Origin of the sequence: Lichenibacterium ramalinae, from assembly GCF_004137085.1 — a bacterium.
Taxonomy (GTDB): domain Bacteria; phylum Pseudomonadota; class Alphaproteobacteria; order Rhizobiales; family Beijerinckiaceae; genus Lichenihabitans; species Lichenihabitans ramalinae.
In genome coordinates, this window is sequence record NZ_QYBC01000028.1 from 11,893 (window position 1) to 30,443 (window position 18,551).

The following is an 18,551-nucleotide window of genomic DNA, read 5'->3' on the forward strand; positions in this document are numbered from 1 at the left end:
GCGGCGGTGTCGGCAGGCCCCGAACCTCGCCGCCCGGCGGCCATGCTGCAATGCGATGCTCGTCGACGGTGATTCACGATGTTGATCCCACGCCCGATGCGTTTACTGTCCCATCATATGCAGACCAAACCCCCACAAGGCGTGTCGTCCCATCGCGACGACACCGTCGGCCTGTTCCGCCAAAGGCTCGCCGCCGTCATGGCGCGGGCGGGGCTCAGCCCGGCGGCCTTCGCGCGCCGCGCCGGGATCGACCGCTCGACCCTGTCGCAGCTCATGACCGACGACGCGCCGCGTCTGCCGCGGGCCGAAACCCTGATGGCGCTGGCCCAGGCCGCCCACGTGTCGGTCGACTGGCTGCTCGGGCTCAGCCAGCGCGAGGAGGTCGGCGCCGAGATCATCGAGGCCATGCTGCAGATCGAGACGCCCGACCACCTGCCCGCCGACGACCATTTCATGCGCTGGCTCAACGAGGCCGCCGGCTACCGCGTCCGCACCGTGCCGCTGGCGCTGCCGGACTTCCTCAAGACCGAGGCGGTGCTGCGGCTCGAATATGCCGGGGCCTTCGCCACCGCGGCCCCGGCCCGGCTCGACGCCGTGCGGGCGCGGCTCGACTTCATGCGCAAGCCCGACCACGACGTGGAGGTCTGCGTGGCGCTGCAGTCGCTCTGGGCGCTCGCGGCCGGGCAGGACCTGTGGCACGGCCTTGCCGTGGCCGAGCGCCGGGCGCAGCTCCACGCCATGGCGGACGTCTACCGCGACGCCTATCCGAGCCTGCGGCTCTACCTCTACGACCTGCGCGACGTCTACGCCTCGCCCTTCACGGTCTTCGGGCCGAAGCGCGCCGTGCTGTTCCTGGGGCAGGCCTATCTGGTGCTGAACGGCGCCGACCATATCCGCATGTTCGCGCGCCGCTTCGACGACATGATCCGGCGCTCCGCCGTGCAGCCGCACGAGGTCGAGCGCACGGTCCGGGCGCTGGCCGAGACGCTGGAGGGCGGCTGACGGCGGGACGGGGCCAGCCTGGTGGCGTCGCAGGCGGTCGGCTGCGGCCTCGGTTCCCGCGGTCGACACGGGGCGCCGCCACCCCCTATGGTCGGCGCCGCGTCACGCGACGCCCGACCCTAGGACATGCCATGAGCGAGATCCGCATCGTCCCCGTCGCCCAGCGCCACCGCGCCGACTGGGACCGCCTCTACGCCGGCTATGCCGCGTTCTACGGAGTCGCGCAGACGCCGGAGATGCGCGACCGGGTCTGGTCCTGGCTGCACGACCCGGCGCACGCGACCGAGGGGCTGATCGCGCAGGATGCCGAGGGAGGCGCCGTGGGCCTCGCCCATTACCGCGCCTTCGCCCGGCCGCTCTCGGCGAGCACGGGCGGCTATCTCGACGACCTCTTCGTCGATGCCCGGGCGCGGGGACGGCGGACCGCCGACGCCCTGATCGGAGCCCTCGCCGAGGAAGGCCGCCGCCGCGGCTGGAGCGTCATCCGCTGGATCACGGCCGAGGACAACGCCCGCGCCCGCGCCGTCTACGACCGGGTGGCGAAGCCGACCCCCTGGCGCACCTACGACATCCCGCTCTGAGGGACCTCGGGCGCTTGCCCGCTCAGTCCGACGTCGCCGATGTCCACGACGCCTCGTCGACGAGGTCGGAGGCTTCGAGCCGGGCGATGACGGCCTCGACCTCGCCGGTGTCGATCGTGTTGGCGACGAGTTCGGCCACGAGTTCCGCGTCCTCGGTCCCGTGCTTCTCGACGCTCACGTCCCGCACGGGGTAATGGGCGGCTTCCAGCGTCGCGACGAGGAGGTCGCGCGCCGCCATCACGTCGGCGAGCTTCACCACGGCCCGGACCTCGTAGCTCGCCTCCGTGGCGGCCTCGTCGAGGGGGGCGCGGTTGATGGCGTTGACGAGGGGGCGCAGCAGCGTGTTGCCGGCCAGCACCAGCGCCGTCACCACCACGGCCTGGCCGATGGCATGCGCCCCGCAGGCCGCCCCGACCGCCGCCGAGCCCCACAGCGTGGCGGCGGTGTTGAGGCCCCGCACCTCGCCGCCCTCGCGCATGATGACGCCCGCGCCGAGGAAGCCCACGCCCGACACCACATAGGCCACCACCTGCACGGCGCCGGCATGGCCGTTGAGCTCGATGCCGAGGTGGACGAAGGAGGCCGCCCCCAGCGCCACCAGCACGTTGGTCCGCAGGCCGGCGTTGCGCTGCCGGTACTGGCGCTCGGCGCCGATCAGCGTGCCGAGCACGAAGGCCACGATCAGCACGAAGGCCGTCTGCAGCGTGTCGGCGAGGCCGAAGGATTCGATCATGCGGGGCTCACCTCGAGCAGTATCGGCTTTCTCCGAGTCTCCTTGGCGACTCGAAGCCGATGAGACTGCTGGCCATTCGAGAACTGGAGCGCATTCGCCGAAGGCGAAGGCGCTCCAGTTCTCCGCCGTCTTGCCGGGCCGATGTTGCGGGACGGTGACGCCGCCGACGTCACACCGAGCCGATTGGCCGCCAGTCGAGCAGCGCCTTGATGCGCCGGGCGAGGCCCTCGCGGGTCGCCCGGTAGGCGGCCAGCACGCTGTCGCGCGAACCCTCCGTGGCGGTCGGGTCCGCGGTCGGCCAATAGGTGACGTCCACCGCCATGGCCCGTGTGTATTCGAGGGCGCGGTGGTGGGCCTCGGGCGACAGCGTGACGATCAGATCGAAATTGTCGTCCTCGAGGTCCTCGAAGCGGCGGGGCCGGTGGCGGGCCGTGTCGAAGCCGAGCTCGTCCATCACGGCATCGACGAAGGGGTCGTGCACGCCGGGCCGCACGCCGGCCGATTGGATGTAGACCGAGCGGCCGACGATGCGCTTCGCCAGGGTTTCGGCCATGACGGAGCGCACGGCATTCTCCGAACAGGCGAAGAGGATCGATTGCGGCCGGGCGCGGGGCGCGCCGGGCGGCGTCTCGAACCCGGGGGCGGCCGTGGGCGTCATCCCTTGTAGTGCAGGGCTGTCATCAGGGTGAACAGGCGCCGCAGCGTGTCGGTGTCGGCCTCGATCTTGCCGCCGAGGCGCTCGCCGAGCAGCGCCGCGCCCTCGTTGTGCAAGCCGCGCCGCCCCATGTCGATCGCCTCGATGCGGCTCGGCGAGGCGGTGCGGATGGCGTGGTAGTAGGTGTCGCAGAGCATCAGGTAGTCCTTCAGCACGGAGCGGAAGGGCTGAAGCGACAGGAGGTGGGTCGTCAGCGGGGCGCCGTCGCCGCCGCTGACCGCGAGCACGAGCTTGCCCTCCTGCAGGCCGATGGCGAGCCGGTAGGGGCCGCCCTCCGGCCCCTCGCCGTCCCGCCCGCACAGGCCGAAGCTGTTGTCCTCGACGAGGTCGTAGATGGCGATGCGCCGCTCGTGCTCCTGGTCGGGGTTGCCGCGGCCGATCGAGCCCTCGTCGAGGGTGACGGCGATCAGGCGCCTGCGCTCCCCGGCCATGGGCCTATCCGCCGAGGCGCATGGCGACGGAGCGGGCATGGGCGTCGAGCCCCTCGGCCTGGCCCAGCGCCACCGCGGCGGGGCCGAGCGCCGCCAGCGCGGCCGCGTCGCACCGCAGCACGGAGGTGCGCTTCATGAAGTCGAGCACGCCGAGCCCCGACGCGAAGCGGGCCGAGCGCGCCGTCGGCAGCACGTGGTTCGAGCCGCCCACGTAGTCGCCGATGGCTTCGGGCGTGTGGGGCCCGAGGAAGATGGCGCCGGCGTCGCGGATGCGGCGCGACAGCTCTTCGGCATCGGCCGCGATGATCTCGAGGTGCTCGGGGGCCAGCCGGTCGACCAGCGGCACCGCCGCCGCGAGGCTCTCGACCCGGATGATGGCGCCGAAGTCGCGCCACGAGGCCTCGGCGATGGCGCGGCGCGGCAGCGTCTCGAGCTGGCGAGCCACCGCGGCCGCCACGGCCGCGGCGAGCCCGTCGTCGTCGGTGACGAGGATCGATTGCGCCACGGCATCGTGCTCGGCCTGGGCCAGCAGGTCCGCCGCCACGTGGTCGGGGTTCGCGGTCCGGTCCGCCAGCACGACCACTTCGGAGGGGCCGGCGATCATGTCGATGCCGACCTTGCCGAAGACGCGCCGCTTGGCCGCCGCCACATAGGCGTTGCCGGGGCCGACGATCTTGGACACCGGCGCGATGGTTTCGGTGCCGTAGGCGAGCGCCGCCACCGCCTGGGCCCCCCCGACGCGGTAGATCTCGTCGACGCCGGCGAGGTCGGCGGCCAGCAGCACGAGCGGGTTGAGCAGGCCGTCGGGCGACGGCACCACGATGACGACGCGCTCGCAGCCCGCCACCTTGGCCGGGATGGCGTTCATCAGCACCGAGGACGGATAGGCGGCGGTGCCGCCCGGCACGTAGAGGCCGACGGCGCGGATGGCGCTCCAGCGCCAGCCGAGTTCAACGCCCTCGGCGTCGGTCCAGAACTGGTCCTGCGGCTTCTGGCGCGCGTGGAAGGCCAGGATGCGGTCGCGCGCCAGCGTCAGCGCCGCGCGGGTCGCGTCCGGCACCTGGCCGGCGGCGGCGGCGATCTCGTCCCGCGTCACCCGCAGGCCGAGGGCCGCGAGATCGACCCGGTCGAACTTCGCCGACAGGTCGCGCAGCGCGGCATCGCCCCGGGCGACCACGTCGGCGATGATGGCGGCGGCCGCCTCGTCGACGTCCCGCGACACCTCCCGCTTGGCGGACAGGAGGGCGGCGAAGCCCTGTTCGAAGTCGCTCGATCGGGCGTCGAGCCGGGTGAAGGTCTGCATGACCCTGCTTAGAACGTCGCTGCGCGCCGCTCAAGGCGGCACGGCGCGGCGCCCCGGGTCCACCGGGCGGGGACGAAGCCCGCGCCGCGCTCCCGGTCCGGCCCTCGCGGCCGGCCCGGCGCGCGCGCGGCGGCGGCGCGATGGCGCTTGCCTCGGCCTCGGCCCCCCGGCTAGGTCTCGCGCGACGTAGCAACCCCCGCGAGGACCCGATGCCGACCCACACGCTGCTTCTCCTGCCGGGCGACGGCATCGGCCCCGAGGTGATGGCCGAGGTCGAGAAGGTCCTGGCCTGGCTCGGCGCCAACGGCCCGGCCGCCTTCGAGGTCACGCGCGGCCTCGTCGGCGGCTGCGCCATCGACGCCCACGGCGTGCCGGTGAGCGATGCCGACATGGCCAAGGCCGAGGCCGCCGATGCCGTGCTGCTCGGCGCGGTCGGCGGCCCGAAGTGGGACGGCGTCCCCTACGAGATCCGCCCCGAAGCGGGCCTGCTGCGGCTGCGCAAGGATCTCGGCCTCTTCGCCAACCTGCGGCCCGCCATCTGCCACGCGGCCCTGGCCGACGCCTCCTCGCTCAAGCGCGAGCTCGTCGAGGGGCTCGACATCCTGATCGTGCGCGAGCTGACGGGCGGCGTCTATTTCGGCGAGCCCAAACAGATCGTCGACCTCGGCAACGGCCAGAAGCGCGGCATCGACACCCAGGTCTACGACACCTACGAGATCGAACGCATCGCCCGCGTGGCCTTCGAGCTGGCGCGGCTGCGCTCGGGCCGGGTCGTGTCCTCGGAGAAGCGCAACGTCATGATGTCGGGCGTGCTGTGGCACCAGACCGTCTCGGCGCTGCACGCGCGCCACTACCCCGAGGTCCAGCTCCGCCACGAGCTGGCCGACGCGCTCGGCATGAAGCTCGTCCAGGCCCCGAAGCAGTTCGACGTCATCGTCACCGACAACCTGTTCGGCGACATGCTGTCGGACGTCGCCGCCATGTTGACGGGCTCGCTCGGCATGCTGCCGTCGGCGTCGCTCGGCGAGGCCGACCCGGTCACCAAGCGGCGCAAGGCCCTCTACGAGCCGGTGCACGGCTCGGCGCCCGACATCGCCGGCCGGGGCATCGCCAACCCGCTCGCCATGCTCGGCTCGCTCGCCATGGCGCTGCGCTATTCCTTCGACATGGGCGCCGAGGCCGACCGGCTGGAGCGCGCCATCGCCCAGGCCCTGGCCGAGGGGCACCGCACCGCCGACATCGCGCGGCCGGGTGAGCCCACCGTCTCGACCTCCGCCATGGGCGATGCCGTCCTGGCGGCGCTGGCGGCTTGAGCCGCGCTGCCGCGACCGGGCCTCCACGACAGAGCTCGGCCCGGGTCGGGCACCCACGAAAAAGCCGGCCGCGGGTCGCCCCGGGCCGGCTGTCTCGAACGTGTTCCCGCGTCGGCGTCAGTCGATGCCGCTCCACAGGGGCGAGAAGTCGATGTTGTGCTGGGGGAACTGGTTGGGATTGTAGGGCAGGCTGTAGCGGCGCGGCAGCTCGGACTCGCCGAAGAAGGCAGTGTTGTAGCTCGTGTAGACCGGCAGGTGGTCGGTCGTCTGCGAGGCGAGGTACTCGGGCTGCCCCAGCGCGGGCGAGGAGCCCGTGCCGGGATCCAGGAAGGAGCGCTTCTGGATGACCAGGGGGCGCCGCGCGGTGGCGTCCGAAATCTCCGCGATCACGACCGGGTGATGCTCCCGGGTCGGCTGGGCCTTCACGCCCTGCAGCTTGACGGGCTTCCGCGCCGGCTCGGCCTGGGCCAGGCCGGCGGAGAGCAGGGTGGAGGCGGCCGCGACCGCGAGGAGTGTGGAAAAGCGATTCGCCATGGTAGCCTCGGCTCAGCTGCGTCTTGACAAGACAACTGGGCGATCACGATTAAGTTTCCGTTCTGGAAACGGCTCCGCTCCTTAACGTTGACGCACCGTGACGTCGAAGAGGCCCCGGAGCGGCGGCAGCTCCCCGCCGGCCTCGAGCCAGCCGCCATGGCGGCCGATGGCCAGGGGCGAGCCGGACCCGGCCGCCGTGCCCCCGTCCCGGCAGCTCGTCCCGCCCCGGCGTTCGGCCGCGACGAAGACGGCCCGCAGCGCCGCGTCCTCACCGGCCGAGACGAGGTCCAGGCGGTCGACCGCGCAGGCGACGGCGGCGCGCGACACCGGCCGCCCCGGCATGCCGCAGGCGAAGCCGGACAGGTGCAGCACCCCGCCGGCGTCGCCGCCGAACCCCAGGCAGGGGACGGCGGCGTCGCCGTCGCGCAGGTCGAGCTCCGCGATGTCGATCGACCCGAGCCGCGTGTCCACGGCGCCCAGCGGGTGGATGCGGCTCGCCGCGAGGCCTGTCGCGCCGGCGAGCCGGGCCAGCCCATCGGCGAGCGTCCCGGCGTCCCCGGCCGCGGCGGGATCCGGGGCGCGCAGCAGCGACAGCTGCAGGAAGGGCCGGCCGTCCCCGGGGCGCCCGAAGGTCAGGAGGTCCTCCCGCACACCCTCGGTGCCGCGCCGCCGCGCCCGGTAGGTGGCAGGCAGGCGGGCGAAATCCGTGCCCGACAGGTCGTAGAGCGCCATCGGGTGGCGGATCTCGACCCAGGCGGCGTCGCCGACCGGCGCGGCGCCGGGCTGCGGCCTGCCCATCAGGGCGGAAGCGGCGGCGAGGCCGCTGGCCACGACCCCGACCGCGGCGAGCGCCAGCAGGCCGCCGCGCACCAGCCGCCGCCGCACGGGCCCGCGGAGCGTCGGCACCCGGGAGCGGGGCTGGACAGACGAGAACCGCACGAGAGCCGACATGGCGCCACCCCGCATCCCGGATGCGGAATGCCTCCCCGGAAGGTGGCACCCTCACGTTGAGGCAGCCATTACCGGCGCGACGCGATCGCGTGCCAGGGTCAACGGCGGGTTAGCGCGCGCGGAAGAATCCGCCGCTTCCGGCCGGCCTCAGGGCCCGAACAACGGATCGAACAGGCCGTGGATGGCGCGCGCGGCGAAGACCGTCAGGTGGCCGGCATCGTAGAACAGCGGGTGGCCGTCGCGTTCCACCGGGCAGGTCAGGCCGTCGCACAGGCGGGTCATGGGGTCGATCAGCGTGGCGCCGTGGCGCGCCGCCACGGCGGCGATCAGCTCCGTCGAGACGCGCTGGGCCGCGCGCGCATGGGCCTCGCTGGGCGGCGGCGGCGAGGGCTCGCCGCGCAGCGCCGCCATGGCGAGCCGCCGCGGCACGGGGTAGTCGGACTGCGGGGGCGCCAGCAGGACGAAGCTCCGCACCCCGGCGGCCCCCAGCGCCGCCAGCGTCGCGTCGAGCCGGCCGAGGTCGGCATCGTAAAGGAACCAATCGGCGCCCAGCACCACGGTGCGGATCGTCGGATGGGCCGCCACGAAGGCGGCGGCGGCCGCGTTGAAGGGCGCGCAGCCCGGCAGCGCCGGGATCTCCAGGCCCAGCAGGGGCGGGCACTTCGACATGATGGCGGCGAGGCCGGCGGCGCCGTGCGCCTCGGCGTCCTGCGCCAGCGCCGGCACCCACATCCGGGCGTAGCTGTTGCCCCAGAGCAGGACGGTGGGGCGGGCGGCGGCGCTGCCGAACCGGCAGGGATAGGGCAGGGCGTCGCCCCCGGCGGGCACCGGGCACTCGCCCTCGAGGCGGTCGAAATGCCCGTCCGCCAGGGTGGCGACGGCGGCGGGCAGCTGCGTCAGGGGCAGGAGACCGCGCCCGGTGAGGTCGAGCACCTGGCCGAGGCCGAGGCTCGCGGCCGTGGCCAGGGCGAAGCCCGCCAGCAGCCCGCGGCGGCTCGGGAGGGTGCGGCGCGCGATGAAGGGGCGCTCCACGGCCGCGTAGGACAGGCCGGCCAGGGCGACGGTGGCGGCCAGCAGGGCGACGCGCGTCGCCAGGGGCAGGTCGGGTCCGCGCACGTAGCGCGCCAGGACGATGACGGGCCAGTGCCACAGGTAGAGCGAATAGGAGATGCGGCCGAGCCAGGCCGGGGCGGCGGCGCCGAGCAGGGCCGAGACCCGCCCGCCGCCGCCGCCGATGACCAGCAGGGCGCCGAGGCAGGGCACCAGCGCCGGCGGGCCCGGGAAGGGGGTGGCGGCGTCGTAGACGAGGGCGGAGAGCGCGATGGCGCCGAGGCCCGCCGCCACGGCGGCGTCGGAGGCGAGGCCCCGCAGGGGCGGTGGCGGCCGGCAGGCCAGCAGCCCGCCGAGCAGGAGTTCCCAGGCGCGGCCGGGCAGCAGGTAGAAGGCCGGCACCGGCCGATGGATCGCCCCCCACGTGCCCCAGGCGAAGGACAGGGCCGCGAGGCCGGCCAGCACGGCAGCCGCGGCGCGCGGGCGCCGCTTCAGCGCCAGCAGCACGAGCGGGAACAGCAGGTAGAACTGCCCCTCGACGGCCAGCGACCACGTGTGCAGCAGCGGCTGGAGCGTGAGGTTGTCGGCGTCGAAATAATCCGCGGCGAGGCGCGAGAACAGCAGGTTCGAACCGAAGACCGCGGCCGCCATCGTGCTCTTGGCGAGGAGCCGCAGGTCCTCGGGCAGGAAGACGAAGAGGCTGGCGAGGCCGCAGGCCAGCAGCACGGCCACCAGGGCCGGCACGATCCGCCGGATGCGGCGCTCGTAGAAGGCCGCCAGCGAGAAGCGCCCGCGCGCGATCTCGTCGCGCGTGATGGCGGTGATGAGGAAGCCCGAGATGACGAAGAACACGTCCACCCCGACGAAGCCGCCGGGCAGGGCGGCGAAGCCGTAATGGAACAGCACCACGACCGTGACGGCCACGGCCCGGAGCCCGTCGATGTCGGGGCGGTAGGCGCCACCCCGCCCCTCCGTCGGGCGATGCGGCGCCACGGGGGCCGGGCGTGATCCTCGGTCGGGCAGGATGCGCTCCGGGCTCTAGAGCAGATCGCGATCAGGTCGCGTCACCTGAGCGCGTGAAGATGCTCGCAAAGACAACAAGCTGGAGCGGAAGCCGCGAGCCAAGGCGAGCGGCGACGGCACTAGACCTGTGACCAGGCTCGCGTCTCTGCGCCAAACGAAAATCCCGCCGGACGGTCCTTTCGGGACCGCGGCGGGACGTGATGTGCCGGTCTGCGGGACCCGTTCGGGTCAGGCGGCGGCGGGGGTCTCGACGGCGACGGCCGTCTTCTTGGCGATCTCGCGCTTCAGGGCGCGGGTCTTGGCGGACAGGTCCTCGTCCTTGGCCTTGAGCAGGAAGGCGTCGAGGCCGCCGCGGTGCTCGACCGAGCGCAGCGAGGCGGCGGCGATCCGCAGGCGGATGCTGCGACCGAGCGCGTCAGAGATCAGCGTCACCGAGCACAGGTTCGGCAGGAAGCGGGTCTTGGTCTTGATGTTCGAGTGGCTGACGAGGTGGCCAACCTGAACGGCCTTGCCGGTCAGTTCGCAGCGGCGTGCCATGATGTTGTTCCTTGTTTGGAGCTGTCGCCAGGTCCCCTCGAAGCGCGGCCGAACGCCATCCCCCGATCGCCTGCGGCGCGATAGATTGAGCCGCGGTCTATAGGGAGATGGGCCGGGGGCGTCAAGCGCCTCGCCGTCAGGCGATGCGGATCATCCGTTCGGTGCGCCGGCGGTCCGCCACGGGCTGGAAGGCCACCCGGGCATGGTCCTGGCAATAGGGCAGGGTGCCGGCCGCGCGGCAGCCGCAGAACCGGAACTCCGCGTTGGTGGGGTCGCCGATGGGCCAGCGGCACATGGAGCCGCTGAGCTCCAGGATGGTGACGCGGTCGCTGACGGGGAGCGCCGACTCCTTGGCTGCGCGCAGCGCCGGAAGGTCGAAGGTGATGGGCTCGGGCGCGGCGTCGATCACGGCGGCCACGCCGTCGATGCCGTGAGGCGCGACGACGGCGGCCGACGGCGGCGAGGCGGCGAGGGTGGCGGCCAGTGTTGCGGCAGGCGTGGCGGGGGAGGGCGGTGCGGCCGGCTCGGCAGCCGCAGCGGCGGGCTCCGGCGCAGCCGCGGCTTCGCGGCTCGGCTCGGCCGGGGCGGCGTCGCGGATGCGGGGCGAGGCGCCGTCGGCGGCGACCGGGAGGGTGCGGCCCGACAGGCCGAGCCGATGGACCTTGCCGATCACGGCATTGCGCGACACGCCTTCGCCGAGTTCGGCCGCGATCTGGCTGGCGCTCTGCCCGGCGAGCCACATGACGCTCAGGCGTTCGACGCGCGCTTCAGTCCAGGACATGACCCCTCCCTCTCGAAGTCGCTCGATCGACTGATCAAATATGATGAGCGCGACCACCACTCGGACGCTATGCTGTGCGGTGCTGCGCGAAATATTGTCATTCCCGACGCAGTTCGACGTCGGCGACGCGACGGACGCTACACGACCGCGCGAATCGCACGCAAGCGTCCGGCGGCGGGAATGGAGTTTTTCCCCAGGCAACTGTTGCGGGAAAAGCGCAATCGTCGGCCCTGTCACGGACAGTTGCGGCACCACCGTGGATTTGACCTCGCGGCGACATGGCCTTAGGAGACCAGAGGGGCCCGGCGGCGCGTGCGCCGGGCCCGCAACACTGTCCGACCGAGGTCGCGCGACCGATCCCGGGGGAAACGGATCCGGGCCCCGTCCGGCGTGTTCCCCGGCCGTTCGCCGGCCGCGGCGATCAGGGATTCCCGCCAGATGACGCAGCCCGCCCCGTCCCACATCCTTCCCACCTACGCGCGTGCGCCGCTCGAGTTCGAGCGCGGCGACGGTGTCTGGCTGACCACGGTCGACGGCGATCGCTATCTCGACCTCGGCGGCGGCATCGCGGTGGCGTCGCTCGGCTATTCCCACCCGCACCTCGTGGCGGCGCTCCAGGAGCAGGGCGCCAAGCTTTGGCACACGTCCAACCTGTACCGCATCCCGGGCGGCGAGCGCCTCGCCGACCGGCTGGTGGCGGCGACCTTCGCCGACGTGGTCTTCTTCACCAATTCGGGTGCCGAGGCCAACGAGGCCGCCATCAAGATGGCGCGCAAATACCACGCCGCCAACGGCCAGCCCGAGCGCTTCCGCATCGTCACCTTCGAGGGCGCGTTCCACGGGCGCACGCTCGCCACCATCGCGGCCGGCGGCCAGCAGAAATACATCGAGGGCTTCGGCCCCAAGGTCGAGGGCTTCGACCAGGTGCCGTTCGACGATCACGACGCCCTCGAGGCGGCCGTCGGCCCCGAAACCGGCGCCCTGATGGTGGAGCCCATCCAGGGCGAGGGCGGCATCCGGGTCTTCCCCCCCGAGCGCCTGCGCGCCCTCCGGGCCTTCTGCGACGACCGCGGCCTGCTGCTCGTCTTCGACGAGATCCAGACGGGCGTCGGCCGCACCGGCACGTTCTTCGCCGGCGAGCGGTCCGGCGTCGTGCCCGACATCATGTCGATCGCCAAGGGCATCGGCGGCGGTTTCCCCATGGGGGCCTGTCTCGCCACGCGCGAGGCCGCCAAGGGCATGACGGTCGGCTCCCACGGCACGACCTTCGGCGGCAACCCGCTCGCCATGGCGGTGGGCAATGCCGTGCTCGACGTGGTGCTGGAGCCGGGCTTCCTCGACCGCGTCAAGGCGGCGGGCCTCGGCTTCAAGCAGCGGCTGGCCGAACTGCAGGACCGTTATCCCGAGGTCATCGCCGAGATCCGCGGCGACGGGCTGATGCTGGGCCTGCGCGGCGCCGTGCCGAACGGCGACATCGTGGCGGCGGCGCGCGACCGGCACGTGCTGGTCATCGCGGCCGGCGACAACGTCGTGCGCCTGCTGCCGCCCCTCGTGATCTCGGACAGCGAGATCGCCGAGGCCGTGCGGCGGCTCGATGCCGCCTGCGCCGACATCGTGGCGCGCCGCGCCGCGCCGGCCGCGCCTTCGGGGGAGGCCGACTCCCACCGCACCTCGGCCGTGCTCAAGGGGGCGGCATGACACCGGAGGCGGGCACACCCCGGCATTTCCTCGACCTCGACGCCATCCCGGCCACCGACCTGCGGGCCATCGTCGACGGGTCCATCGCCATCAAGCGGCGCCGGACCGACGCCGGCAAGGCCGCCATGCCGCGCCCGCTCGCCGGGCGCACCCTGGCGATGATCTTCGACCAGCCCTCGACCCGCACGCGCGTCTCCTTCGACGTCGGCATGCGCGAACTCGGCGGGGAAACCCTGATGCTGACCGGCGCCGAGATGCAGCTCGGCCGCGGCGAAACCATCGCCGACACGGCCCGCGTCCTGTCGCGCTACGTCGACGCCATCGTGATCCGCACGCTGGAGCAGGCCCTGGTCGAGGAACTGGCCCACCACGCCACCGTGCCGGTGATCAACGGCCTCACCAAGGCGTCCCACCCCTGCCAGGTCATGGCCGACGTCATGACCTTCGAGGAGCATCGCGGGCCCATCGGCGGCCGCGTCGTGGCCTGGAGCGGGGATGCCAACAACGTCATGGTGAGCTGGGCCCATGCCGCGCAGCGCTTCGGCTTCGAGATGCGCGTGGCCTGCCCGACCGAGCTCGCCCCCAAGCCGGCGCTGCTCGATTGGGCGCGGGCCAACGGCGCCACCATCAGCGTCACGGCCGACCCGCTCGCCGCCGTGCGGGGCGCCGACGTGGTGGTGTCGGACTGCTGGGTGTCGATGGGCGACGACGAGAACTCCAACCGCCACAACCTGCTGGCCCCCTACCAGGTCAACGCCCGGCTCATGGCGGAGGCCGACCCCAGGGCGCTCTTCATGCATTGCCTGCCGGCCCATCGCGGCGAGGAAGTGACCGACGAGGTGATCGACGGGCCGCAATCGGTGGTGTTCGACGAGGCCGAGAACCGGCTGCACGCGCAGAAGGGCATCCTGGCCTGGTGCCTCGGGGGGCTGGCCTCGGCCTGAGGCGGCGCCCCCCGCGGGCGGGCGCTGGAAAAACGTCGCCCGCGCGCCCACTTCTGGGAAAACGCGCGCCCGACGCGCCTTTCCCGACGAGCCCCGGACCCACCATGCTGACCAGCGCCGAACGCCCCGTCTCGGACCTCGGCGAGGACGACCTCGTCCTGCCCTTCGCCGTGACACCTCTCGACATCCGCGGCCGCGTGGTGCGGCTCGGCCCGTCGGTCGACCGCATCCTGAAGCAGCATGGCTATCCCGATGCCGTGTCGCGCCTCGTCGGCGAGGCCGCCGCGCTGACGGCGCTGCTCGGCAGCGCGCTGAAGATCGAGGGCCGCTTCCAGCTGCAGACCAAGACCGACGGCGTCGTCGACATGCTGGTGGTGGATTTCGACGCGCCCGACCGCCTGCGGGCCTTCGCGCGGTTCGACGCCGAGCGCCTCGCGACGGTCGGCGCCCGGCAGGCCCCCGCGGAACTCCTCGGCCACGGCCACCTCGCCCTGACCATCGACCAGGGGGCCGACATGTCCCGCTACCAGGGCGTGGTGCCGCTGGAAGGGCAGGGGCTCGAGGCCGCCGCCCACCAGTATTTCGCCCAGTCCGAGCAGATCCCCACGCTGGTGCGCCTCGCCGTCGCCCAGAACGTGACGGGCGCCGGGACCGACTGGCGCGCCGGCGGCCTGCTGGCGCAGTTCCTGCCCGAATCCGAGGACCGTCGGCGGCAGGTCGACCTCGATCCCGGCGACGCCCCGGAAGGCTTCGTGCGGGCCGCGCCCGACGACGACAGCTGGTCCGAGGCCAAGGCCCTGGCCGCCACGGCCGAGGATCACGAGCTCGTCGACCCGACGCTGTCGAGCGAGCGGCTGCTGTTCCGCCTGTTCCACGAGCGCGGCGTCCGGGTGTTCGAGCCGCAGCCCCTGCGCGACGCCTGCCGCTGTTCGCAGGAGCGCATCGCCGGCATGCTCCGCTCCTTCAGCCGCACCGAGCGCCAGGACATGATCGGCCCGGACGGCCGCATCGGCGTCACCTGCGAGTTCTGCGGCACCCACCGTGCCTTCGACCCGGCGGATTTCGACCCGCTGCAGTGAGGCGGCTGCTGCAAGGACGGCGCTTTCTCCCTGGTGACGGAGGCGTTCCGGCGCGGCTCCCGGCCGGGCGCCGCTCAGGCAGCCCAGTCCTCGAACACCGGCTCGCCCCCGGCCTCCGCCACCGTCCCCGTGCCGACGATGCCGGCATGGATGTCACGCTCCCGCGCCATGGAATAGGTCGGCAGCAGCAGCGCATCCACGACAGCGGCCGCCGCCGCCATGGCCGCATCGCCGTGGCTTGCCGGGGAGCACTCGGCCTCGATGCTGTCCGCGGCATCCGCCAAACGGCCGGTATCGGCGGCGACGGCCTCGAACGCGTCGATGGCTGCCGCGACCGTGGCGTCGAAATCCCCCCCGGTCCGGTCCATCATCCCGAGCACGTCGGCAATCCGCCCGTCGGCGAGCGCCAGCGTGTCGAGGATCGCTTCGGCCTCGCGGTCCAGCGATGCCGATGCGGCGCCCTCCAACGACGGAGCGCCGAAGGCGTCGGAGATGCCGCGCAGGGCCTTGAAGGCGTCGAGCAGCGCTTCGGCATGCGATGAGATCTCCGCCGCGAGCCTTTTCAGCTCCCACGCGACCGTCACGAGCCCGCGCCCGTCCGAACCGAGACGCGCGGCCTTGAGGCCGACGTTCATCGCCACGATCACGAGGTCCTCGCTGGTGGATACGAGGGTCGTCAGCGTGTCGTCGAGGGGGGCGAGCATGGACCGCAACGCGCCCGTGGCCTGCTCGATCGCCAGCCGATTGGCGGCGCAGGCCGCCACGATCCCCATGGCGGCAGCGAAGCGGGTGCGGAATTCCCCGACGAACGACGCCGTGCCGCCGTCGGCGCTCCCGTAGGCGTTCCGCCCCGCCGTCGCCAGGGTGGCGCCCTCGCGGCGCAACAGGGCGAAGGTATCGAGGATGCGCGACGCTTCCCCGTCGAACGCCGCGATCGTGTCGCGGAGCTGGGCTCCGGCGACGTCGCACAGCAGATCCGCGGTGGCGGCGGCCAGGCCGTCGTCGTCCCCGCCGGAGGAGGCCCCGGCCTGGGCGACGGACCGTTCCAGGGCATGGGCGACGTGCTCGAGCCGCTGGCGCGTGTTGTCGCCGACCTGCAGCGACACCAGCGCCCCGCCGGCCGCCTGGGTGATCGCGCGCGCCTTGGCGGCGGCTTCCGCCGTGAAGGCGAGGCCGGCCTCGCGCCGCCGCGCCATCGCATCCAGGGCCGCGTCGAACTCCTCGGCGAGGCCCGTGAGCCTGTCCCGATAGGCGTCGTCGAAGGCGAGGTGCTCCTGCGCGCTCCGCTCGAGCAACGCCGTCACGCCGCCGTGTTCGGCGGCACAGGCGCCGATGCGGCGCTGGGCGTCGCCGATCTGGTCGTCGATGGTGCGGGAGAACCCTTCCAGGCTCGCCCGCTGCTCGTCCGACACCACCGCTTCCAGCCTGGCCGAGCGCGACACCACCACCATCATCCGCATGTCGCCGACGAGGTCGTCGAACTTGCGGCGCATGCCCCGGTTGCCGTCGAGCAGGTCGCGCAGGAGCGCGCCGTCGGTCGGCAGCTGCTCCGCGACGGCACGCAGCATCCGCGACAGCCGGTCGAGCTGGTGCGATGCCGCGGCCGTGCCGCCGCGGTCGAGGTCGTCGCCGAGCGCGGCGAGGCTGTCCATCAGCGACTTGAAAGCCGAGAGGCCCTGGCTGAGCCCCTGGCCGGCGGACAGGAACGCCCCCTCGATGGAGGTCGTCCCGCCGGCGATGATCGGCAAGATGGCGCGGATGGTGTCGGACATGGCGGGCTCGGAGTCTGTGAACGCATCGAACCTGTGCCTGAACGCCCTTCGACGACGCGGGGAACATCGCGCTTCGTCTTCGGAGAAGAGCATTCGTTCACAAATCCTCAAGCGACGGGGGTGGCGGCCCAGGGGCGGGTGATCTCGGCGTGGATGTCGGCGAGGGCGACGACCTTGACGGCGGCCCCGCGCTCCACCGCGGCCTTCGGCATGCCGAAGACCACGCAGCTGTCCTCGTCCTGCGCCGCCGTGGGGGCGCCGGCCCGGCGCATCTCGAGCAGGCCCGCCGCGCCGTCGTCGCCCATCCCCGTCATGATGATGCCCCGGGCGTTGGGGCCGGCCGCCTGGGCGGCGGACCGGAACAGGACGTCCACGGACGGGCGGTGGCGGGACACCAGGGGGCCGTCCTTCACCGCCACGTGATAGTGCGTGCCGGTGCGCTGGAGGAGCAGGTGGCGGTTGCCGGGCGCGATGAGGGCCCGGCCCCGCATCACGACGTCGCCGTCGACCGCTTCCTTGACCTCGATGGCGCAGATCCCGTCGAGCCGCCGGGCGAAGGCGGCCGTGAACCCTTCCGGCATGTGCTGCACCACGACGATGCCGGGGCAGTCGACCGGCAGGGCTTCGAGCACCTCGCGCAGCGCTTCCGTGCCGCCCGTCGACGCGCCGATGCAGATCACGCGGTCGGTTTCCACCATCCGGCGATGGGCGACGGGGGGCGGCATCATGGCGTCGGCGGTGAGCTTGGCTTCCACGGCGCGCGGGCGCGGCCGGCCCGGCCTGAGCTTCGCGCCCGCGGCGGCCCGGACGGCGTCGCACACCCGCGTCGAGGATTCGAGCAGGAACTGGCGGGTGTCGACCCTGGGTTTCGGCAGCACGTCGACCGCCCCGGCCTCGAGCACGTCGAACAGCGTCTGCGATCCCCGCTCGGTGAGGGTCGAGCAGACGATCACCGGCACGGGCCTCTGCGCCATGATCTTGCGCAGAAAGGTCAGCCCGTCCATCCGCGGCATCTCGAGGTCGAGGATGATCACGTCGGGCACGTCGGCCTGGATGCGCCGCGCCGCCGCGAAGGGGTCGGAGGCCGTGCCCACCACCGCGATGTCGGGCGCGTCGTCGAGGATCGTCGTCAGCGTTTGCCGGACGGAGGCGGAATCGTCGACGACGAGGACGCGGATGGGATCGGGCTTGGCCTGGGGGTTGGACATCATGCTCAGGCCTCGCGCCGGTAGATGGTGGGAAGGACGGAGGTCAGGCCCGGCACCCCGCCGCCCGCCATGGATTCAGAATGGCCGAGGATCAGGTAGCCGCCCGGCCGCAGGTGCCCGGCGAGGCGCTCCACGACGGCGGCCTGCGTCGCGACGTCGAAGTAGATCAGCACGTTGCGGCAGAAGATGACGTCGACGTCGCGGTCGAAGGGGTAGCTGGGCTCCATGAGGTTCAGCGGGTGGAACTGCACGAGGCGGCGCAGTTCGGGCACGACGCGCACCCGCGCGTCGGCGGCCGTGCGCGACGGCATGAGGTAGCGCTGGCGCATCGCGGCCGGCACCGGCTCCATCATGGCGTCGGGATACACGGCCGCGCGCGCCTGTTCGAGGACCTGGCGCGACACGTCGGTGCCCAGCACGGAGAAGCGGAAGCGTGCGCCGGCCGCGACCATGTCCTGCAGCACCATGGCGATCGTGTAGGCCTCGGCCCCGATGGAACTGGCGGAGCTCCACACCTTGAGCATGCGGTCGCCGCGCGGCCCGACGAGCTGCGGCACGGCGGTGCCGCGCAGGAAATCGAAATGGGCCGGCTCGCGGAAGAAGTCGGTCTTGTTGGTGGTGACGCAGTCGACGAGATGCGCCGCCTCGCCCGCCAGCGCACCCCGGTCGAACAGGTGGGCCGCGTAATCGTCGAGCCCGCGGAGGCCGAGGGCGCGGACCCGCCTGCGCAGGCGCCCCTCCACCATGATCCGCTTGGACGGCGGCAGCTTGATCCCCACCTCGCCCTCGACGAAATGCGCGATGGCGGCGAACCGGCGGTCCGAAAGGCTGTCTATGGCTGGCTGCATGGTGCTCAACGGCGGGATCGCGGGAGGGGAGCCGGGCAGGTGTGGGGA

Annotated in this window: 18 protein-coding genes; 6 read left to right on the forward strand and 12 right to left on the reverse strand. The window is 72.9% G+C overall.

What is annotated here, in order from left to right; translation table 11 throughout:
• The first annotated feature begins 117 nt into the window (after positions 1–117).
• Entirely contained in the window at positions 118–1,002 is an 885-nt protein-coding gene (locus tag D3272_RS24215) for a helix-turn-helix domain-containing protein (protein WP_165361509.1), read from the forward strand.
• Positions 1,003–1,133: 131 nt separating this feature from the next.
• A complete protein-coding gene (locus D3272_RS24220) occupies positions 1,134–1,583 on the forward strand; it encodes a GNAT family N-acetyltransferase (protein WP_129221812.1) in 450 nt (149 codons plus the stop codon).
• A 22-nt stretch (positions 1,584–1,605) separates the two neighbouring features.
• On the opposite strand, the gene D3272_RS24225 is transcribed toward D3272_RS24220, so the two are convergent.
• The 4 genes from D3272_RS24225 to hisD form a co-directional block, all read right to left on the reverse strand.
• On the reverse strand, positions 1,606–2,316 hold the full coding sequence (locus tag D3272_RS24225; protein ID WP_129221813.1) for an MgtC/SapB family protein: 711 nt from the start codon (positions 2,314–2,316) through the stop codon (positions 1,606–1,608).
• A 169-nt stretch (positions 2,317–2,485) separates the two neighbouring features.
• Positions 2,486–2,974 carry an arsenate-mycothiol transferase ArsC gene (locus D3272_RS24230; protein WP_129221814.1) on the reverse strand — a complete coding sequence of 163 codons (489 nt, stop codon included), beginning with the start codon at positions 2,972–2,974 and terminating at the stop codon, positions 2,486–2,488.
• A complete protein-coding gene (locus D3272_RS24235) occupies positions 2,971–3,462 on the reverse strand; it encodes a UPF0262 family protein (protein WP_245496763.1) in 492 nt (163 codons plus the stop codon). Before D3272_RS24235 ends, D3272_RS24230 begins: the two co-directional genes overlap by 4 nt.
• A gap of 4 nt (positions 3,463–3,466) precedes the next feature.
• Positions 3,467–4,765: a histidinol dehydrogenase gene (gene hisD / locus D3272_RS24240; protein WP_129221816.1), complete on the reverse strand. Its 1,299-nt coding sequence runs from the start codon at positions 4,763–4,765 to the stop codon at positions 3,467–3,469.
• 209 nt (positions 4,766–4,974) lie between these two features.
• Here hisD and leuB point away from each other — a divergent pair, with 209 nt between their 5' ends.
• A complete protein-coding gene (gene leuB / locus D3272_RS24245) occupies positions 4,975–6,078 on the forward strand; it encodes a 3-isopropylmalate dehydrogenase (protein WP_129221817.1) in 1,104 nt (367 codons plus the stop codon).
• Between the two features lie 117 nt (positions 6,079–6,195).
• Here the strand turns inward: leuB and D3272_RS24250 are convergent, their stop codons facing one another.
• The 5 genes from D3272_RS24250 to D3272_RS24270 all read right to left on the reverse strand — a co-directional run bounded on the left by D3272_RS24250 (position 6,196) and on the right by D3272_RS24270 (position 10,954).
• On the reverse strand, positions 6,196–6,612 hold the full coding sequence (locus tag D3272_RS24250; RefSeq protein ID WP_129221818.1) for a hypothetical protein: 417 nt from the start codon (positions 6,610–6,612) through the stop codon (positions 6,196–6,198).
• 81 nt (positions 6,613–6,693) lie between these two features.
• Entirely contained in the window at positions 6,694–7,563 is an 870-nt protein-coding gene (locus tag D3272_RS24255) for a hypothetical protein (RefSeq protein ID WP_129221819.1), read from the reverse strand.
• A 147-nt stretch (positions 7,564–7,710) separates the two neighbouring features.
• Positions 7,711–9,606, reverse strand: coding sequence for an acyltransferase family protein (locus tag D3272_RS24260; RefSeq protein WP_165361510.1), 1,896 nt, complete (start codon positions 9,604–9,606; stop codon positions 7,711–7,713).
• Between the two features lie 258 nt (positions 9,607–9,864).
• Positions 9,865–10,173 (reverse strand): 50S ribosomal protein L28, encoded by a 309-nt coding sequence (gene rpmB, locus D3272_RS24265; protein ID WP_129221821.1) that lies wholly within the window; start codon positions 10,171–10,173, stop codon positions 9,865–9,867.
• A 136-nt stretch (positions 10,174–10,309) separates the two neighbouring features.
• Positions 10,310–10,954, reverse strand: coding sequence for a GcrA family cell cycle regulator (locus D3272_RS24270; protein WP_129221822.1), 645 nt, complete (start codon positions 10,952–10,954; stop codon positions 10,310–10,312).
• Positions 10,955–11,392: 438 nt separating this feature from the next.
• Between D3272_RS24270 and D3272_RS24275 the strand changes: the two genes are divergently transcribed.
• From D3272_RS24275 to D3272_RS24285, 3 genes are all read left to right on the forward strand, one after another.
• Entirely contained in the window at positions 11,393–12,652 is a 1,260-nt protein-coding gene (locus D3272_RS24275) for an aspartate aminotransferase family protein (RefSeq protein WP_129221823.1), read from the forward strand.
• Positions 12,649–13,596 carry an ornithine carbamoyltransferase gene (gene argF, locus D3272_RS24280; RefSeq protein ID WP_129221824.1) on the forward strand — a complete coding sequence of 316 codons (948 nt, stop codon included), beginning with the start codon at positions 12,649–12,651 and terminating at the stop codon, positions 13,594–13,596. The genes D3272_RS24275 and argF overlap by 4 nt, the downstream gene beginning before the upstream one ends.
• A 104-nt stretch (positions 13,597–13,700) precedes the next feature.
• On the forward strand, positions 13,701–14,675 hold the full coding sequence (locus tag D3272_RS24285; RefSeq protein WP_129221825.1) for an Hsp33 family molecular chaperone: 975 nt from the start codon (positions 13,701–13,703) through the stop codon (positions 14,673–14,675).
• A 74-nt stretch (positions 14,676–14,749) separates the two neighbouring features.
• Here the strand turns inward: D3272_RS24285 and D3272_RS24290 are convergent, their stop codons facing one another.
• From D3272_RS24290 to D3272_RS24300, 3 genes are all read right to left on the reverse strand, one after another.
• Positions 14,750–16,447: a methyl-accepting chemotaxis domain-containing protein gene (locus D3272_RS24290; protein WP_129221826.1), complete on the reverse strand. Its 1,698-nt coding sequence runs from the start codon at positions 16,445–16,447 to the stop codon at positions 14,750–14,752.
• Positions 16,448–16,554: 107 nt separating this feature from the next.
• The gene (locus D3272_RS24295; RefSeq protein WP_129221837.1) at positions 16,555–17,655 is read right to left on the reverse strand and encodes a protein-glutamate methylesterase/protein-glutamine glutaminase; all 1,101 of its coding nucleotides are present in this window, start codon (positions 17,653–17,655) and stop codon (positions 16,555–16,557) included.
• A 5-nt stretch (positions 17,656–17,660) separates the two neighbouring features.
• The gene (locus tag D3272_RS24300) at positions 17,661–18,503 is read right to left on the reverse strand and encodes a CheR family methyltransferase (protein WP_129221827.1); all 843 of its coding nucleotides are present in this window, start codon (positions 18,501–18,503) and stop codon (positions 17,661–17,663) included.
• Positions 18,504–18,551 lie beyond the last annotated feature (48 nt).

Coding starts and splice junctions, on each gene's coding strand:
- D3272_RS24215 (WP_165361509.1), top strand. CDS start 118: ATGCAGACCAAACCCCCACAAGGCGTGTCGTCCCATCGCGACGACACC.
- D3272_RS24220 (WP_129221812.1), top strand. CDS start 1,134: ATGAGCGAGATCCGCATCGTCCCCGTCGCCCAGCGCCACCGCGCCGAC.
- D3272_RS24225 (WP_129221813.1), bottom strand. CDS start 2,316: ATGATCGAATCCTTCGGCCTCGCCGACACGCTGCAGACGGCCTTCGTG.
- D3272_RS24230 (WP_129221814.1), bottom strand. CDS start 2,974: ATGACGCCCACGGCCGCCCCCGGGTTCGAGACGCCGCCCGGCGCGCCC.
- D3272_RS24235 (WP_245496763.1), bottom strand. CDS start 3,462: ATGGCCGGGGAGCGCAGGCGCCTGATCGCCGTCACCCTCGACGAGGGC.
- hisD (WP_129221816.1), bottom strand. CDS start 4,765: ATGCAGACCTTCACCCGGCTCGACGCCCGATCGAGCGACTTCGAACAG.
- leuB (WP_129221817.1), top strand. CDS start 4,975: ATGCCGACCCACACGCTGCTTCTCCTGCCGGGCGACGGCATCGGCCCC.
- D3272_RS24250 (WP_129221818.1), bottom strand. CDS start 6,612: ATGGCGAATCGCTTTTCCACACTCCTCGCGGTCGCGGCCGCCTCCACC.
- D3272_RS24255 (WP_129221819.1), bottom strand. CDS start 7,563: ATGTCGGCTCTCGTGCGGTTCTCGTCTGTCCAGCCCCGCTCCCGGGTG.
- rpmB (WP_129221821.1), bottom strand. CDS start 10,173: ATGGCACGCCGCTGCGAACTGACCGGCAAGGCCGTTCAGGTTGGCCAC.
- D3272_RS24270 (WP_129221822.1), bottom strand. CDS start 10,954: ATGTCCTGGACTGAAGCGCGCGTCGAACGCCTGAGCGTCATGTGGCTC.
- D3272_RS24275 (WP_129221823.1), top strand. CDS start 11,393: ATGACGCAGCCCGCCCCGTCCCACATCCTTCCCACCTACGCGCGTGCG.
- argF (WP_129221824.1), top strand. CDS start 12,649: ATGACACCGGAGGCGGGCACACCCCGGCATTTCCTCGACCTCGACGCC.
- D3272_RS24285 (WP_129221825.1), top strand. CDS start 13,701: ATGCTGACCAGCGCCGAACGCCCCGTCTCGGACCTCGGCGAGGACGAC.
- D3272_RS24290 (WP_129221826.1), bottom strand. CDS start 16,447: ATGTCCGACACCATCCGCGCCATCTTGCCGATCATCGCCGGCGGGACG.
- D3272_RS24295 (WP_129221837.1), bottom strand. CDS start 17,655: ATGTCCAACCCCCAGGCCAAGCCCGATCCCATCCGCGTCCTCGTCGTC.
- D3272_RS24300 (WP_129221827.1), bottom strand. CDS start 18,503: ATGCAGCCAGCCATAGACAGCCTTTCGGACCGCCGGTTCGCCGCCATC.